Raw genomic sequence first — 15876 nt, forward strand, 5'->3', positions numbered from 1 at the left:
GGTTTTATGATTGCTTATTTAAGTCTTACGATTTCACAATCTCCAATGTAGTTCTCTTCGAAAATTCCTTTAAGCTCTTCGTTGCACACAGGGCATTCTTTTCTTTTCTGCAAGTTGAATTCAAAAAAGCTCATAGTAGAAGCATCGAGTCTCAGAATTCTACCTTTCAAAATGTCTCCATAACCAGTTATGAGCTTTATGGTCTCCAAAGCCTGAAGGCATCCAAAAACTCCTGCTACCGCTCCTATTATTGCTCTACCAGTTGCAGGTGGCATTTTTGGCAAATAACAGCGATAACATGGGCTTCCATGGAATGTGGACAGCTCTCCCTCAAAAGCATAAACTGCAGAATGAACAAATGGCTTTTTCAGCAAAAAGCAAGCATCATTTAAAATGTATCTTACTTTAAAGCTGTCAGGGCAGCCGACTACAACATCATAGTTTTTTAAAAGCTCGATTGCATTTTTAGGAGTTAAATCAAAGGGATATATATCAACTGCGACATCAGGATTTAGCTTTTTTACAAAAGCTCCAGCAGATTTTGCTTTGTTCATTCCAACGTTTCCCGCGTGTATCGTTTGCCTCTGCAAGTTTGAGTCCTCAACTATGTCGCCATCAACTATTCCGAGCCTTCCAATGCCCGCGGAAGCTAAATACTGAATAACCGCACTCCCCAAACCACCCGCACCCACAACAAGAACAGAAGCCTTCGCCAACCTCTCCTGACCCTCAATACCGAAGATCTCGATCTGCCTTGAATATCTCTCAAAGCTAAACATCGAGGTTCTTCACCTCTTTCGAGTGGGCAATTATGAAATTCTTTCTGCTTTCAACGTCTTCTCCCATCAATATTCTGAAAAGCTCATCCGCTCTTTTAGCATCTTCAATTTTTACCTGAATCATTATTCTCCTTTGCGGATCCATTGTAGTTTCCCATAGCTGTTCTGGATTCATCTCTCCAAGACCCTTGTATCTTTGAACTTCCGCATTTCCAAGCTTTTCGAGTAGTCTGTTAAGCTCCAACTCATTGTAAGCGTAATAGGTCTTGTTTCCCTTCTTTACACCGTAAAGCGGAGGCTGTGCAATGTATAATCTGCCAGCTTCAATAAGAGGCCTCATGTGGCGGTAGAAGAAAGCAAGAAGCAAGGTTCTTATGTGCAGTCCATCGACATCCGCATCGCTCATTATAATAACCCTGCTGTATCTCATCTTGCTCAGATCAAAGTTCTTATCGATTCCCGCACCTATTGCAGAAATTATAGCTTTAATCTCCTCATTCTTAAGTATTTTGACCATTCCAGCTTTTTCAACATTTATGATCTTACCCCTTATTGGTAGTATTGCCTGGAACCTCCTATCTCTCGCCTGTTTGGCTGAACCACCAGCACTCTCACCCTCTACAATGAAAATCTCTCTCTCTTCTATGTTCTTTGATGAGCAATCTGCAAGTTTACCTGGCAAGGTGATGGAAACGTCCTCTCTTTTCTTTACAAGTTCTTTTGCTCTTTTTGCTGCTTCTCTGGCTCTTTTTATAATTAAAAATCTATTAATTAAACTTTCAGCTTCTTTTGTGTTCTCTTCAAGCCACTTGAGCATCCCGGCATAAACAGTGGATTCAACTGCTGTTTTGACTTCTGCATTTGTGAGTTTATTCTTCGTCTGACCTTCAAACTGTGGATTTGGGACTTTAACACTTATAACTGCAGTTAAGCCCTCTCTGATCTCAGCCCCAGCTATGGTTTCGAATTTTTTAATGTTCTTTCTACCATACTCGTTGATCGCTCGTGTTAAGCCTGCACGGAACCCAATTACGTGCGTTCCCCCCTCCTCATTTTTTATATTGTTGGCAAAAGCCATTATGGTCTCAATCTCAGAATCAACAAATTGGATTGCCACTTCAATCAGTATCCCGTTTTTTGAGTTCTCGATATAAATTGGCTCATGAAAAGTCTTTTTCTTTCTGTTCATGTGTCTTATAAGCCCCAAAATACCGTCATCAAAGTGATATTCTTCCTGTTTCCCAGTGCGTTCATCTATAAGTGTTATTCTAAGACCTTTGCAGAGATACGCAATCTCCTTCAACCTCTGAGAAACGATCTCGTAGTTAAATTCTGTCACTTCGAATATTTCCTCATCTGGCTTGAATCTGACAATTGTTCCTGTATCACTGCTCTCTCCCACAACTTTAATCTCAGTTTTGGGATTTCCCCTTTCGTATCTCTGGTAATATATCTTGCCGTCTCGTTTAACCCAAACGTCGAGCCATTCTGAAAGGGCATTTACAACTGAAACACCCACACCATGAAGTCCACCGGAAACTCTGTAAACTTTGTTTCCGAATTTGCCACCTGCATGGAGTTTTGTCATTACAACTTCAAGAGCGGGCTTTCCTGTTTCATGGAGATCTACTGGAATTCCTCTTCCATCGTCTTCAACACTCGCAGAGCCGTCTTTGTGAAGTGTGACCTTTATATTTTTACAAAATCCAGCCATTGCCTCATCAACACTGTTATCCACAACTTCCCATAGCAAGTGATGCAGACCCCTGACTCCTGTGTTCCCAATATACATTCCGGGCCTCTTTCGAACAGCTTCGAGATCTGCAAGAACCGTAATGTCTTTTGCAGAGTAATTGCTTCTGTTTAAAGTTTCAGCATCCATTTTATCCACAAAAAATGTAGTTTTTCGATTAATAAGGTTTTTGAGGATTTCAGTTTTTTTAAATTAGGACTTGCGAAGATCAAGCAAAGAGAAATTTTTTAATACTTATAATTTAAGTTAAAACATGGTGCTGAAAGGTCTTCCTTCCACGATGAATGATGAATACCAGCTTAATTTACATAAGATTCTTCAGCATGCTGCAAAAGTTCACGATGAAGTTGAGGTGGTCTCTTATAGAACTCTCCAGAACGGAAAGGTTCACACTTTCAACTATATGCAAATATATGAGCGGGTCTGTGCAATGGCAAACGCACTTCAGGAGCTTGGAATTAAGCCTGGGGACAGGGTTGCAATTTTGGGATGGAACGACCATAGATACTTTGAGAGTTATTTCAGTGTTTCTGGAATTGGAGCGGTTTTGGTGCAGTTAAATATCAGACTTCATTTAAACGAGCTAGCATACATCGTGGATCATGCTGGTGCGAAAGCGCTGTTTTTCGACGATACTCTTGTGGAGCTGGCAGAAAGACTTGCAGAGAAGCATAAATTCGATCTCTACGTGCTCATGAGCGATAAGAGTTTGGAGGAGATCAAAACCAAACTGAAACCTCTTTACCATTATGAGGAACTCATTGCCAAGCATCCAAAGAGGAGAGAGTGGGAAGACATCGAAGAGAAATCCGCAGCCACCGCATGCTACACCGCTGGAACAGCGGGAAATCCAAAAGGTGTTTTTTATTCACATAGAGCTCTTATTTTGCAGGCACTCACATCTGCCGCCATCTTTAATTTAAACTCACTGGACGTCTACCTTCAAATTGTGCCATTCTACCACGTTAACGGCTGGACTTCTCACCTTGCATGTCCAATGGTTGGTGCAAAGTTAATCCTCCCGGGTTTATATAATCCCGTGCATTTAACAAACATATTACTCAATGAAAAAGTCACAATAGCCTCCGGAGCTCCAGCAATTCTCTCTCCAATTCTGGAAGTTCTAAAAAGAATTGCTCCAAGCACAAGACTCGAAAAGCTTAGGCTGATTAGCGGATCAACAGAACCTCCGCTGGAAATGATCAGAAGCTATGCGGAGCTTGGGGCGAAAGTTATCCACGCTTACGGTGCAACCGAGACATCACCACTTGCAACTGCAAACATTCCAAAGCCCCATATAATGATGAGGAGTGAAGAGGAACGATTTAATCACATGAAAAAGCAGGGATTGTTCGTTTTTGGAGTTGAGGCGAAGCTTGTTGAACCTGGCACGGGAAAAGAACTCCCATGGGATGGTAGGAGTGTTGGAGAACTTTGGCTTCGCGGGCCATGGATTATAAAGGAGTATTATAATGATCCAAGGACAAAGGAAAGTGTGACTGAAGACGGATGGTGGAAGAGTGGAGATGCCGGAACTATAGACGAATTGGGTTATTTCCACATAGTGGATAGGCTAAAGGACATAATAAAGAGCGGTGGGGAGTGGATTCCAAGTGTGGATCTCGAGAAAACTCTTATGAGTCATCCATATGTCTATGAGGCAGTGGTTATAGGCATACCGCATCCTCGGTGGGGAGAAAGACCTCTTGCGCTGGTAGTTCTAAAGAGCCCATACAGAAACAAGGCGAAAGATCAGATTGAAACTGAACTCCGGGAGCACATGCTTAAGAGGTTTGCAAGATGGCAACTGCCAGATAAGATTCTTTTTGTAGAAGAAATTCCCAAAACAAGTGTCGGAAAAATAAACAAGCGAGTTCTTCGAGAAAAATATAGAGACATCTACATAAAATAATTTTAATTTGGATGGCATAAGATGATGATAATGTTTATAATAATAAACAGGGACATGGTAGGCTATTTGATAAATATTAGACATACTTAGAATTGTAATCTCCAGTAAGGTGCCCGCAGAGAGCCTGAAATGGCAAAATCTCACTCCAAATCCAGTATAAAAAAATAAATAAACATGAAAAAAGCATAATTTTTAAATACTACTCCAAAACCAAATATTCGTGTTGCTGAAATCAGATTCAGATAAGAGATTCGGTGTGATTAAAGGAATAGAGGAGGGTGGTTAGGGTGTTGGATGTCCTGTCTCTCATATTGGCATATACTTTCGTAAACGGATCCATGTATTTGGGGATGGCGCTGGGATTTACAATAACTACAGGAGTTCTCAGAGTATTCAACTTGGCATACGGAGCGATTTTTCTAATCGCAGTCTACGGGACATGGATGTTTTGGAACGACATCGGTCTTGGGCTATTGGAATCTATCTTGTTGTCCATAGTTCTTGTGGCGGCCTTCACTTACGTTGTTTATAGAGCAGTAATACTGAAGTTTGCCGCACTTGAGGATTACATGCTTGCAGCACTCGTAGCGGTTTTTGTGATAGTTGAAGAACTCATTGGTTATGCTTATCCAGAAATCGTAGGGGTATATATACCAACGACGATTTACAATGAGCTTGTCCCATTCGGTGAGGCAAATGTTCCGGGGCAGTATGTAGTCACCGCTCTGGTATCGCTTGGTCTGCTGGCAATATACCTGATATTTTTCACAAAGACGAAGAATGGTTTCATCATGAGAGCCATAAGTCAGGACATGTTTGCTTCGAAGCTCGTTGGAGTAAACTTTAACAGGACTTTTGCACTAGCAATGGTAATCGCTTCCATACCTCCAGCGATCGTAATGCTGCTAATCTCCCCAATATGGGCACTGAATCCATACATTGGGTGGACAGTTTTCACAATAGCAATACTCGTTGCGGTTCTTGGTGGGCTTGGAAACCTTAAGGGAAGCATTATGGCAGCTTACATCATAGGTTTCATCCAGGCTATAGTGGGCTTCTTGCTGGATCCAAGGTTAATGCTTCTGGTTGCGTTGGTTGTGGTTATGATTGTGCTGGTCATTCGTCCGAAGGGATTGGCAAGAGCAGAAACTATATGGTGATGCGTAATGGTAAAGTTTGAGGCGAGAAGGGGTAGAATAATTATTCATACATTTGGAAGAAAATACGAATGGACAGTAGAACCCAGATACTGGAGAAACCCGATAATAGGGCTAATTATATGGCTTTCTATACCCTTTATCATTTACGTGCTGGCAACAGAGGTTTTTAACTACCAGCCAATTGCTCTGCTATCGACTTTAATCTTTGCAAACCTGTTGATCATGATGGCCGTGCCGTTTAATCTTCAAACCATTGGCACTGGCCGTCTAAGCTTTGGCCCGCACTTCTTCTTGGCGGTGGGTGGTTATACTGCGGCACTTTTGAGCAGAGATTATGGACTCAGCCCAGCATTGACATTTCCAGCTGCATTCTTTTTGGGTGCATTGATCGCCTTGGCGATAAGCCCAATAACGATAATTTCGAGGGGAGTTTACTACGTCCTGATAACATTGCTCTTACCATTCATCTTGGCGGAGATTACTTACTGGCGTTCCGACATTTTCGGTGCTGAAACGGGAATTCCAAACGTTGGACTCATGTTTCCGACAACGGGCAACGTTACTCTCGATGTTATGATCTTTGTTTACATTTCGCTTGCAATCGCCTTGGCCTTGGTGTTCTTTGTGGATAGAACCCTCAGATCGAGATACGGCTTCATGATGGGTGTTATAAACGAGGACGAGGACGTTGCCAGATCATACGGAATAAACGTCAATCAAATAAAAATCATAATATTTACACTTACAAGTGGAGCGATGGCGATTTCAGGATGGTTTTTGGCCCATTATCAGGGTTCGTTCACAGGAGCAGCATGGCTAACTCCGTCTTTTCTTATCATGGTGCTTCTGACCGCAACGCTGGCGGGCAAGGGTGCAATTTATGGAGTTGTTATTAGCGCATACATAGTTGCAACTCTAAGAGAAGTGACGAGAGTGACTTTTGGCGAGCTATCAGTCGTGGCCCTGTTCTTAATTCTGCTACTGCTACTTTACTTCCTTAGAGAGGGATTCTGGGGTCTTTACAGAAAGAGAAGGTATAGAGAATACGAGCCAAGCATTAGGGTTAGGAGGCAGGTCTGAGGTGGTCAAATGCTTAGGGTGTCAAATTTAACAAAGAGGTTTGGAGGAATTATCGCAGTAAACGATGTGAGTTTTAAAATCGAAAAAGGAGAAATAGTTGGACTCATAGGGCCAAACGGGGCAGGAAAGAGCACATTGGTTAATCTTATTTCTGGATTTTATTCCCCGGATAGCGGAAAAATCGAATTCAACGGGTTAGACATAACAAAGAAGAAGATGCACGAGAGAGCAAAACTGGGAATAGCAAGAACGTTCCAGAATCCGAGATTGATTCCAAACATGACCGCTCACATGAACGTTCTTTACGCAATCCTCGGGAGCAAAGAGGGTAAAAAGCTCACGATGACTGAAGCGGGAGCTGAAGCAATCTATTATCTTGATCTTTTTGGATTGCTGAAGAAAAGAGACGTTTTAGCTGCGGACTTAGCAATTTACGAGCTGAGACTACTCGAGCTTGCGAGAGCTCTTGCTTTAAAACCAAAACTTTTGCTTATAGATGAGGCAATGGCAGGATTAAACCCTGCGGAGGCTGAGAGCGTTTCGAAGCTCATAAACAGAATAAGAAACGAATTTGATCTTACGATTATATGGATCGAGCACGTGCTCAAAGTCTTAATGAGATCCGCGGAAAGAGTTCTTGTGATGCACTATGGAAAGCTCATAGCTGATGGAAAGCCGGAAGAAGTTGTTAGAAAGCCTGAGGTTATTGAGGCTTATATAGGAGAGGAAGAAGTATGATGAGCGTTGAAGACCTACAGGTTTGGTATGGAAAAATACTGGCTGTGGATGGAATATCGATCAAAGTTGAAAAAAGAGAAATAGTTGGACTCATAGGGCCAAACGGGGCAGGAAAGAGCACGATAATGAATTCTATAATTGGCGCTGTAAGGCCAAAAAAGGGAAAGATAACACTGAATGGGGAGAATATAATGAATTTACCTACCTACGAAATTATAAAAAAGGGTGTTACTATAGCACCTGAAGGTAGAAAGCTCTTTCCGTATCTTACGGTTGAAGAGAATCTGTTGATGGGAGCAATAAATGGTGAAGCTTGGAAGAAAAGAAAGAGTTCTTTGGAATTTATATATTCAAAATTCCCAAGATTAAAGGAAAGAAGAATGCAAATGGCTGGAACACTAAGTGGTGGGGAGCAGCAGATGCTCACGATAGCCAGAGCTTTGATGTCATCTCCAAAACTCCTATTAATCGATGAACCAAGTTTAGGTTTGGCTCCAAAGATTTCTATGGAAGTATATAGGCTTATAAAGTCTCTTAGAGACGAAAACAAGATAACAATACTTCTTTCAGATCAAAATGCGAGGAGAGTTCTCCAGATAAGCGATCGTGCTTATATCATAGAGAACGGAAAAATAAGGATGGAAGGGGCAAGTGAGGAGTTGGCAAAGAATGAGGAAGTTAGGAGGGTGTATTTGGGCCTATGAGGGACTATTTCAGTTATGTGGAATCTTTATTTAGGGAAGGAGAGAAAAGAGAACCACCTCTTAAGGGACTTAAAGTTGTTGAGCTTACGCACTTCGTCTTTGGACCTAACGTAGGCAGAATTTTAGCCCAGTTCGGCGCAGAAGTAGTTAAAATAGAGACACCAGGGGAAGGAGAACGTTACAGGCTTGCAGCAGTATTTGGAAGATACTACAACAGAACAAATCTGGTTTATGGAATCCAGAATGCGAACAAGTATTTCATAGCTGCAGATGCGAGAAATCCAAAGGCGAGGCAAATAATCTTTGAGCTTGCAAAAAGGGCAGATGTTTTTGTAGAGAACTTTAGAGCAGGTCTGGCAGACTTAATGGGTGTTGGGTATGGACAGATAAGTAAAGTGAACCCAAGAATTATCTATGTAAGCTGTTCCGGTTTTGGACAATTTGGACCATTGAGCAGGTCACCGAGTTTTGATGTTGCAGCGCAGGGAGTCGCTTCCTTAGCTGTGAAAACCGGCTGGGAAGACGTAGACGAGTTTTACAAACTGCCGGACTACTTTGGGGATTATCTTCCATCGATGATGGTCGTTTTTGCAGTGCTCAATGCCCTTTACTACAGAGAGAAGACTGGCAAAGGACAGTATATCGATGTATCGCAAACAGAGAGTCTACTCAGATTTATGTATGACATATCCTACTATAGCCTCACTGGTGAAGAAATCGGCAAAACTGGGAATATAGACCCATGTGCTAGTCCATCCGGGATCTTTAAAACTCTGGATGAGAAATTCGTTGCCATAGCAATAATGACCGATGAACAGTTTAAGGCGCTTTCCTCAGTAGTTGAGGGATTAAAGGGTGAGAATCGATTGAGAAAAGAAAAGATCAGGGAGCTTAATCAAATCCTTGAAGAATGGGTTTCAAAGCACAAATTGGATGAAATAATTGAACTCTCCAAGAAACTTGGCTTTCCGGCTTCACCAGTGTTGGGGGATGTAGAAGTTTACAGAGATCCTTGGAGATGGGAAAGAAAGAGTATAGTAAAGCTTTTGGACCGTCTATATGGCGAAATCCCAGTTCCAGGACCTTTTGTAGCGATGAGTGCGACTCCAGGAGAGATCAAGTGGCTTGCAAGACCGGTTGGCTACCATAACAGGCTTGTGCTAAAGAAATGGCTTGGTATGAGCGATGAAGAAATAAAGAAGCTCGAAGAGGAGGGAGTGATAGGCTACTGGGATGAAATGCCTGGCTGTGCTCCCCCGCCGATATGGGATGCGGAAAAAGACCCGGTGTTCAGAGGTGAGAGAGATGAGTAGAGATGAAACTTTAATGAAGTTATTTGCTGAAGACAATAAACCGTTTGCTTTAGAGGACATAAAAGTTGCAGAAATCGCCGGAGAAAATTTTGCAGGAGCAATAGCTGGCTCATTGCTTGCTGAATTTGGAGCAAAGGTTATCAGAGTGGATTTTAATGATGATCCAAAGAAGATAAGCCCATATGGAGTAGAAGTAAATGGGTGTGGGATTCCACTGCTTGTGGAAAGCAGAAATAAGGAGTTTGTCAAATTCAATGAAAAAGTGAAAGAACAGATCATGTCCTGCGACATTGTGATCGATGGAATGAAGCCAGGATATCTGGATTCTATTGGCATTGGTTACAGACAGATTTCTGAAAAAAATCCGGGCGTTATATACGTTGCGGTTTCTCCCTATGGGCATTTTACTCAAAAAGCAAGGGAATTTGCTAATGTTCCCGATTCAGATTTAACTGCTCAGGCTTATAACGGATACCCAAGTCTAATAGGAAATCCCTACCTTACTGGGAAATATTCCTACCCATTGAGAGCCGGGATATGGGCAGCTTGGGCGATGGCAGGAGTTAATGCAGCAATTGGGGCCATGCTTGCTTTAATTGAAAGGAAAAAGAGTGGAAAAGGGCAATTCGTTGACGTTGCCACTCATGATGCACTCGCAGTAGTCCACGCGTTTCCGACGATAGTAGGCTTCTTGTTTGATAAATCGAGAACGAGATACGGGACTCTGGATTACATCCTGTATCCCTTTGGGTATTATAAAGCAAAGGATGGCTACATAGCACTGGCAACCCCCACGGATCCTGACTTTAGAGCATTGCTAAAGATTATCAAGAGGTGGGATTTGGAGCCGGACTGGAGATATTCCCTTGATAGAATTTCGGATGATCCTGTTAAGATCAAAACACTGGATGAGGAGCTTAACAAGGAATTACAGAAGTATACTGTTAAAGAACTGGTGGCAAAAGCGAGAAAGAAATCAAGGAGTAAGCTCATAGGGAGATTTCTTGGAGCCCCTGTCATAGTAAAGCTAAACAGATTGCAGGAAGTCCTCAAGGATCAGCACTGGAAGATCAGAAATACATTTATCTCTTTCAGCCCTAATGGAAAAGAGATTCTGGTTCCAAATACTGCAATAAAGATGTCCGAAACACCACCGCGAATCGTGAAGATTTTGGGCAAAGAAGTGAAGAAGTCCTAATTTTTCAATTTTATTTGATTTTATAGCAAAAAGTTTTTAATTCTTAAAGAGATTTGAGTTATGAAAGCCTTTGCTTCCTGGAGTGGTGGTAAGGATAGCTGTCTGGCTCTCTATAAAGCTCTGCAGAGCGGAGCTGAGGTTAAGCTACTGTTGAACACGATAACAGAAGATGGCTTGTATTCCCGCTCACACGGAATTCGTGCGGAAGTCCTGAAAAAGCAGGCTGAGGCTATTGGAATTGATATAATGCAAATAAAAACATCTTGGGGGGACTACGAGAAGAATTACAAGGAAGCTTTGCTGAGACTAAAATCAGAGGGTTTTACTCATGGTGTCTTTGGAGACATAGATCTCGAGGTGCACAGGGAATGGATCGAAAAGGTTTGTAGATCGGTTGGAATAGCAGTTCTTCTACCTCTTTGGAAGATGGAAAGAGAAGAGATCGTTAGAGAATTTATAAATGCGGGATTTCGTGCGGTTGTTTGCTCAGTAAAGGAGAGCATTTTGGGGAAGGAATGGCTTGGGAAAGAGATCGATGAGAGTTTTATTGAGGAAATGAAGAAAAGATCAGTAGATGTTTGTGGGGAGAATGGTGAGTTCCATACATTCGTTTACGATGGTCCACTGTTTAAAAAACCACTTAAATTAAAGTTCGGGGAGATAAGGCAAAGAAAAGGATACAATTTTATCGAGATTGAGGTTTAGAATCTTTTTGGCTTTCAATTTTTGCTTTTTCTCATACCTTGCCTATAAAGAAGTGTTGAAAAAGCTCTTCAGAAGTTCCAAAGATTAAATTAGGGCTTAAAGGATGGAATGCGAAATAAGCCACCAAAAATTTTTAATCAGCCTTGCGAAGGGGAAGCATGAATTTCGATCCAAACTTATACATCGAAGCGAATATAAAGTCAATAAGGAAAATTCTGAGCCCTGAAGAAAGCGGTAAAGTTTTGGCAGCTTGCTCGGGCGGGGTTGACAGCACTGTGTCAGCTGTGCTCGTTGCAAGAGCTCTTGGAAAACCAATAAAGGCGGTTTTCATCGATGACGGGCTAAGAAGGAAAGGTGAGCCAGAAAGCGTGGTTAAAATACTCAAAGAACTTGGGCTTGATGCTTTCATCTATGACGCAAAAAAAGAAGTTCTTGGAGCTTTAAAAGGCAAAGTTGATCCTGAAGAGAAGAGAAAAGCATTCAGAGAGGCTTTTTACACAGTTCTCGGCAAGCTTGTGAGAGAAATGAACGCAAAATATCTTGTGCAAGGCACGATTGCTGCGGACATCGTTGAAACAGTCGGAGGTGTTAAGACACAGCACAACGTGCTTGAGCAACTCGGAATTGACACTTCGAAGTATGGCTTCAAAGTGATTGAGCCGATCAAGGATCTTTATAAGCCACAGGTAAGAGAAGTGGCAAGAAAGCTCGGAATTCCAAAGGAGATCTCGGAAAGGAGAGCATTTCCCGGGCCAGGATTGGCTATAAGGATCGTTGGAGAAGTAACTTGGGAAAAGCTCGAGATCTTAAGAAATGCAACGCAGATCGTTGAGGAAGAAACAAATGATCTCGAGTCTTTCCAGAACTTTGCGGTTCTGCTGGATCTGAAGGCAACTGGAGTAAAGGATGGAAAGAGAATTTACGGCTACATTCTCGTTGTTAGAGTTGTAGCTTCCGAAGATGCGATGACCGCAAAATTCGTGGAAATTCCCTATGAAAGGCTAAGAAAGATCTCACAAAGGATTACCGCAGAAGTTCCCGAGATCACGAGAGTTCTTTACGATGTGACCGACAAACCTCCCGCTACGATCGAATTCGAGTAAAAATGTATCTTGAGCTTTGGATCGACACCTCGAGAAAGGAGGAGATCATAGAAAAGCTTAAAGCAATTTGCGAGGAGGTTTGGGAGGTTTACTACAACTACGATCTGATCGTTAAAGTCGAAGACGAGTCAAAGGTAAAGATCGACGGAGTTCTTAGCTACAGAAGACACTATAAATGCTAAATATTTTATTCAACCACTTTTGCAACCATCTCGCCCCTTTTAACGCCCAGATCCTCGGCAATTGGCTCGCATTTGGCCATCAGCAAAAAGGCAATCGGCTTAAACTCCGCTTCGGAAAGGCATTCGTAGTTTGCCATACCCTTGGCTATTATAAGATCCGCTTCGCTGAGTCTTGAAAGAGTTTCTTCAGGAAGCTCTTCTACTATGATCCCTATGGCTCCTTTTCCGTTTGTCAGTATTTCGTCCGCAATTCTGTCAATTCCCGCAATTTTGGCGTCTTCAAGCGTAGCATCATTCAAGATCGGCTTTCCTCTGACGACAACCGTAAGTTTTTTGCAGAATTTCTTTAGCTGTTTCATTAGAATTCTGTCGAAGAAGATCTCGCCAGCGTTGTCTGTTAAATAAACCACATTGCCAGCAAGCCTTGGGATTTTATCAACGTCGTCTATGGCTAAAGGCTCATTCAATCTTTTTCTAAAATACTCTTCGAAATTTTCAGCAATTCTATGCCCAAGAACACCAAAGTCGAACTCGTTTCCAACTATAGCGGATTTCACAGCAACCCTGAAAGGGTCTTCTGACTCCATTACGATCCTTTCTGCTATTTCTGCAATCCTCGCTGAATTTTCGTTTGCTCTTTTTTTAAGCTCCAGATAGGGATCTTCGCTTCCGAGGATCTCGTAAATCCTTCTATGAATTTTTGTGGCTAAATGAGCATTTACCGGGCTATTGGGATATTCTTCATTCAGAATTTTCAAAGCCTCGCTGACGCACTTCGAGATCAACTTCTTGTCATCTGTTACAAGCTTCGCCTCATAGTAAACTCTGTTAAGAAGACACGAAGGGCAGATCGGATGGATCTTCATTTTAGATCCTTCTGCTGATCTCCTTCAGAATCCTTGTCCCTTCTTCAAATTTCCCAATAGCATCTTTCAGCATTGAAACGATCTCTGGGTGATCCTTTAATTTCTCAACCCACTCCCTATATTTCTCAAGATGCTCCTCATTGTGCTCGATCCAGTGCTCAAGAAGCCTGGAAAATCTCTCGGTGTTCATACTCATACCCACATTTAGCACCACTTCATAAATTAAAAGCCTTCCTAAACAACTTCAAGCTCAATTTCTTCGCCTTTATAGTTGTAGCACTTCCAGTTGTTCATAGTGAATGGGTAGCAAACGATTATATGGTATTTTCCGTAGCGTGTGAAGAGAAAGAAGTCCTCATCGCTTGGCTCACAGCACGGCGATGGATGGCTGTGCACTGTTCCATGGACTTTAACGCCCAATGGGAGCATGTCCAAGTGAATCAACGCGGATCTTTCTCCAGCCATAAAAGGCAAAAAAACGAGTTCCTCGATCAGATCCTTTTTGCCAGACAGCAATGCTATGAACTCATTCGGGTAAGACTCTTTGGCTATCGCAAGAATTTCTTTTAGCAACTCTCTGCTTATTTTCATAGAAATTCTCTTGGATCTGCAATTTCGCCCTTTAAAGCACTCGCAACCGCTGTTGCAGGTGAAGCGAGGTATATGTAGGAATTTGGATTCCCCATTCTGCCCTTAAAGTTCCTGTTCTGCGTTGAAACGCAGACTTCCTCGTCAGCGGGAATGCCTTGGTGAATTCCAACGCAGGCCCCACAGCCCGGGGGCAATATTAATGCTCCCGCTTCCACAAGGGCTGATATTATTCCCTTCTCGATTGCTTTCAGGTAGATCCTTCTGCTTGCGGGAGCAACTATGAATCGAACCCCTTCCTTGACTTTTCTACCCTTAAGCAATCTGTAGGCTATTTCAAGATCCGAGATTCTCCCGTTTGTGCAAGTTCCCAAGAAAACCTGATGAACTGGAGTGCCAGCAACCTCTTCGACTGGCACAACCGCGTCAACTGAATGAGGCTTTGCAACCACTGGCGGGACTTCGTTGGCATTTATGTGGATCTCCTTCTCATAATCCGCTTCCTGATCTGCTTTTATAAGCCTGAAGTCCTGTTCTCTGCCCATATCTGCAAGAAAAGCCTTTGTTTTTTCGTCGCTCTCAAAAAGCCCGACCTTTGCACCACATTCAATTGCCATGTTCGCTATTGTTAGCCTTTCCTCAACGCTCATGTTCTGCACACAGTCTCCATGAAACTCGAGAGCCTTGTAATCCGCTCCATCCGCACCGATCTTGCCTATGAGGTAAAGGATCAGATCCTTTGCAAAAACTCCTTTTGACATTTTTCCGCTGTAAACAACCCTTATGCTTTCTGGCACCCTGAACCAGTTCTTGCCGAGAGCCATTGCAACCGCTATGTCTGTCGAGCCCATTCCAGTTGCAAAAGTCCCAAGGGCTCCGTAGGTGCATGTATGGCTGTCCGCTCCGACTATAAGCTCTCCAGGCTTTGCATATCGCTCTACCATAAGCTGATGAATCACTCCTTCGCCCGGTGGATTAAAATCCGCGGAGAACTTCTTTGCAAACTCATATATGAACTTCTGGTCATTGCTGAGCTCTCTTCTTGGCGAAGGAGCGGCATGATCGATGAAGAAGTGAGCTTTGTCAACCGCTTTGTATATTCCGATCTCCATGAGCTGTCTGATCGCCAAGGGGGCGGTGCCATCCTGCAAAGCGATCTGGTCGATCTTTGCTACCACAATATCGCCAGCAAAGGCATCTTGATTGGATTTTTCGCTAAGGATCTTCTCCGCAAGAGTTTTCATGTCTTACACCTCTTTGCCCAAAGTGTGAGGCAGTTAAAATAAATTGCTGTCTTTTTCAGAGCATTCCCTTTTGATCAGCAAAACAAATTCTGAAATTCTCCTCAGCCTCTCAAGCTCCGTTTCATTCAGATTATCAAAAGAAACTGAGAGATTAAAACGAAATTCAAAATCTGGGATTTTTTCAGATACTATTATTCCAACGTTTTGAACACCAAGCTCTTTAAGGCTTTTGAAAAGCTCTTCAGCTCTTCTGAAATCGCTAACGACAGAATAAACTTTTTTGAACGATCTTGAGAGAGTCAGCAATGTCTTCAGCTCGCCAGACAGGTCTAAAGCCAGATTCTTTTTCAGCTCTTTGAATTCCTCAAGTCTCTTTGGGATCTCTTCTATAGCCATAGCCTCGATCTCTATAGGTTCCTATTCCCTTTGTGGGATTAAAAATGCAACTAAAAACTCAACTACAGACTACGAAAAATAAAAGGTAGAAGGGGGGGGGCATTTTGATCTTCAAACACCCTATTCCCTGCTATTTAAAAAATTTCGGAGGATAA

General features: G+C 42.5%; 17 protein-coding genes. 10 read left to right on the forward strand and 7 right to left on the reverse strand.

Annotation, left to right across the window (positions count from 1 at the left end; genetic code table 11):
• Window positions 1-14: 14 nt before the first annotated feature.
• Together QXI54_05245 and gyrB are read right to left on the reverse strand one after the other, a co-directional pair.
• Entirely contained in the window at window positions 15-779 is a 765-nt protein-coding gene (locus QXI54_05245; GenBank protein MEM0302556.1) for a HesA/MoeB/ThiF family protein, read from the reverse strand.
• Window positions 772-2661 carry a DNA topoisomerase (ATP-hydrolyzing) subunit B gene (gene gyrB, locus QXI54_05250; GenBank protein MEM0302557.1) on the reverse strand — a complete coding sequence of 630 codons (1890 nt, stop codon included), beginning with the start codon at window positions 2659-2661 and terminating at the stop codon, window positions 772-774. Before gyrB ends, QXI54_05245 begins: the two co-directional genes overlap by 8 nt.
• A gap of 124 nt (window positions 2662-2785) precedes the next feature.
• Between gyrB and QXI54_05255 the strand changes: the two genes are divergently transcribed.
• The 10 genes from QXI54_05255 (at window position 2786) to QXI54_05300 (ending at window position 12627) form a co-directional block, all read left to right on the forward strand.
• A complete protein-coding gene (locus QXI54_05255; GenBank protein ID MEM0302558.1) occupies window positions 2786-4444 on the forward strand; it encodes a long-chain-fatty-acid--CoA ligase in 1659 nt (552 codons plus the stop codon).
• A gap of 278 nt (window positions 4445-4722) precedes the next feature.
• Window positions 4723-5604 (forward strand): branched-chain amino acid ABC transporter permease, encoded by an 882-nt coding sequence (locus tag QXI54_05260; GenBank protein MEM0302559.1) that lies wholly within the window; start codon window positions 4723-4725, stop codon window positions 5602-5604.
• A gap of 6 nt (window positions 5605-5610) precedes the next feature.
• Window positions 5611-6684 (forward strand): branched-chain amino acid ABC transporter permease, encoded by a 1074-nt coding sequence (locus QXI54_05265; protein ID MEM0302560.1) that lies wholly within the window; start codon window positions 5611-5613, stop codon window positions 6682-6684.
• 9 nt (window positions 6685-6693) lie between these two features.
• Window positions 6694-7422, forward strand: coding sequence for an ABC transporter ATP-binding protein (locus QXI54_05270; protein ID MEM0302561.1), 729 nt, complete (start codon window positions 6694-6696; stop codon window positions 7420-7422).
• Complete coding sequence (locus QXI54_05275) at window positions 7422-8126, forward strand: ABC transporter ATP-binding protein (GenBank protein ID MEM0302562.1); 705 nt, start codon at window positions 7422-7424, stop codon at window positions 8124-8126. Before QXI54_05270 ends, QXI54_05275 begins: the two co-directional genes overlap by 1 nt.
• The gene (locus QXI54_05280) at window positions 8123-9439 is read left to right on the forward strand and encodes a CoA transferase (protein MEM0302563.1); all 1317 of its coding nucleotides are present in this window, start codon (window positions 8123-8125) and stop codon (window positions 9437-9439) included. The genes QXI54_05275 and QXI54_05280 overlap by 4 nt, the downstream gene beginning before the upstream one ends.
• The gene (locus QXI54_05285) at window positions 9432-10637 is read left to right on the forward strand and encodes a CoA transferase (GenBank protein ID MEM0302564.1); all 1206 of its coding nucleotides are present in this window, start codon (window positions 9432-9434) and stop codon (window positions 10635-10637) included. The genes QXI54_05280 and QXI54_05285 overlap by 8 nt, the downstream gene beginning before the upstream one ends.
• A 60-nt stretch (window positions 10638-10697) precedes the next feature.
• Window positions 10698-11342 carry a diphthine--ammonia ligase gene (locus QXI54_05290; GenBank protein MEM0302565.1) on the forward strand — a complete coding sequence of 215 codons (645 nt, stop codon included), beginning with the start codon at window positions 10698-10700 and terminating at the stop codon, window positions 11340-11342.
• 158 nt (window positions 11343-11500) lie between these two features.
• On the forward strand, window positions 11501-12445 hold the full coding sequence (gene guaA / locus QXI54_05295) for a glutamine-hydrolyzing GMP synthase (GenBank protein MEM0302566.1): 945 nt from the start codon (window positions 11501-11503) through the stop codon (window positions 12443-12445).
• A gap of 2 nt (window positions 12446-12447) precedes the next feature.
• Complete coding sequence (locus tag QXI54_05300; GenBank protein MEM0302567.1) at window positions 12448-12627, forward strand: hypothetical protein; 180 nt, start codon at window positions 12448-12450, stop codon at window positions 12625-12627.
• A 5-nt stretch (window positions 12628-12632) separates the two neighbouring features.
• Here the strand turns inward: QXI54_05300 and QXI54_05305 are convergent, their stop codons facing one another.
• From QXI54_05305 to QXI54_05325, 5 genes are read right to left on the reverse strand one after another with little or no spacing between them, the layout of a single operon-like run.
• On the reverse strand, window positions 12633-13493 hold the full coding sequence (locus QXI54_05305; protein ID MEM0302568.1) for a DUF89 domain-containing protein: 861 nt from the start codon (window positions 13491-13493) through the stop codon (window positions 12633-12635).
• Window position 13494: 1 nt separating this feature from the next.
• Complete coding sequence (locus QXI54_05310) at window positions 13495-13704, reverse strand: hypothetical protein (protein ID MEM0302569.1); 210 nt, start codon at window positions 13702-13704, stop codon at window positions 13495-13497.
• A gap of 23 nt (window positions 13705-13727) precedes the next feature.
• Window positions 13728-14084, reverse strand: a complete 357-nt coding sequence (locus QXI54_05315) for a Mov34/MPN/PAD-1 family protein (GenBank protein MEM0302570.1) — start codon at window positions 14082-14084, stop codon at window positions 13728-13730.
• Complete coding sequence (locus tag QXI54_05320) at window positions 14081-15325, reverse strand: 3-isopropylmalate dehydratase large subunit (GenBank protein MEM0302571.1); 1245 nt, start codon at window positions 15323-15325, stop codon at window positions 14081-14083. Before QXI54_05320 ends, QXI54_05315 begins: the two co-directional genes overlap by 4 nt.
• Window positions 15326-15358: 33 nt before the next feature.
• A complete protein-coding gene (locus QXI54_05325) occupies window positions 15359-15721 on the reverse strand; it encodes a hypothetical protein (GenBank protein ID MEM0302572.1) in 363 nt (120 codons plus the stop codon).
• Window positions 15722-15876: the final 155 nt, after the last annotated feature.

It is taken from the genome of Archaeoglobaceae archaeon, assembly GCA_038734275.1.
Lineage (GTDB): Archaea > Halobacteriota > Archaeoglobi > Archaeoglobales > Archaeoglobaceae > WYZ-LMO2.

Coding starts and splice junctions, on each gene's coding strand:
- QXI54_05245 (MEM0302556.1), bottom strand. CDS start 779: ATGTTTAGCTTTGAGAGATATTCAAGGCAGATCGAGATCTTCGGTATT.
- gyrB (MEM0302557.1), bottom strand. CDS start 2,661: ATGGATGCTGAAACTTTAAACAGAAGCAATTACTCTGCAAAAGACATT.
- QXI54_05255 (MEM0302558.1), top strand. CDS start 2,786: ATGGTGCTGAAAGGTCTTCCTTCCACGATGAATGATGAATACCAGCTT.
- QXI54_05265 (MEM0302560.1), top strand. CDS start 5,611: ATGGTAAAGTTTGAGGCGAGAAGGGGTAGAATAATTATTCATACATTT.
- QXI54_05270 (MEM0302561.1), top strand. CDS start 6,694: ATGCTTAGGGTGTCAAATTTAACAAAGAGGTTTGGAGGAATTATCGCA.
- QXI54_05275 (MEM0302562.1), top strand. CDS start 7,422: ATGAGCGTTGAAGACCTACAGGTTTGGTATGGAAAAATACTGGCTGTG.
- QXI54_05280 (MEM0302563.1), top strand. CDS start 8,123: ATGAGGGACTATTTCAGTTATGTGGAATCTTTATTTAGGGAAGGAGAG.
- QXI54_05285 (MEM0302564.1), top strand. CDS start 9,432: ATGAGTAGAGATGAAACTTTAATGAAGTTATTTGCTGAAGACAATAAA.
- QXI54_05290 (MEM0302565.1), top strand. CDS start 10,698: ATGAAAGCCTTTGCTTCCTGGAGTGGTGGTAAGGATAGCTGTCTGGCT.
- guaA (MEM0302566.1), top strand. CDS start 11,501: ATGAATTTCGATCCAAACTTATACATCGAAGCGAATATAAAGTCAATA.
- QXI54_05300 (MEM0302567.1), top strand. CDS start 12,448: ATGTATCTTGAGCTTTGGATCGACACCTCGAGAAAGGAGGAGATCATA.
- QXI54_05305 (MEM0302568.1), bottom strand. CDS start 13,493: ATGAAGATCCATCCGATCTGCCCTTCGTGTCTTCTTAACAGAGTTTAC.
- QXI54_05315 (MEM0302570.1), bottom strand. CDS start 14,084: ATGAAAATAAGCAGAGAGTTGCTAAAAGAAATTCTTGCGATAGCCAAA.
- QXI54_05320 (MEM0302571.1), bottom strand. CDS start 15,325: ATGAAAACTCTTGCGGAGAAGATCCTTAGCGAAAAATCCAATCAAGAT.
- QXI54_05325 (MEM0302572.1), bottom strand. CDS start 15,721: ATGGCTATAGAAGAGATCCCAAAGAGACTTGAGGAATTCAAAGAGCTG.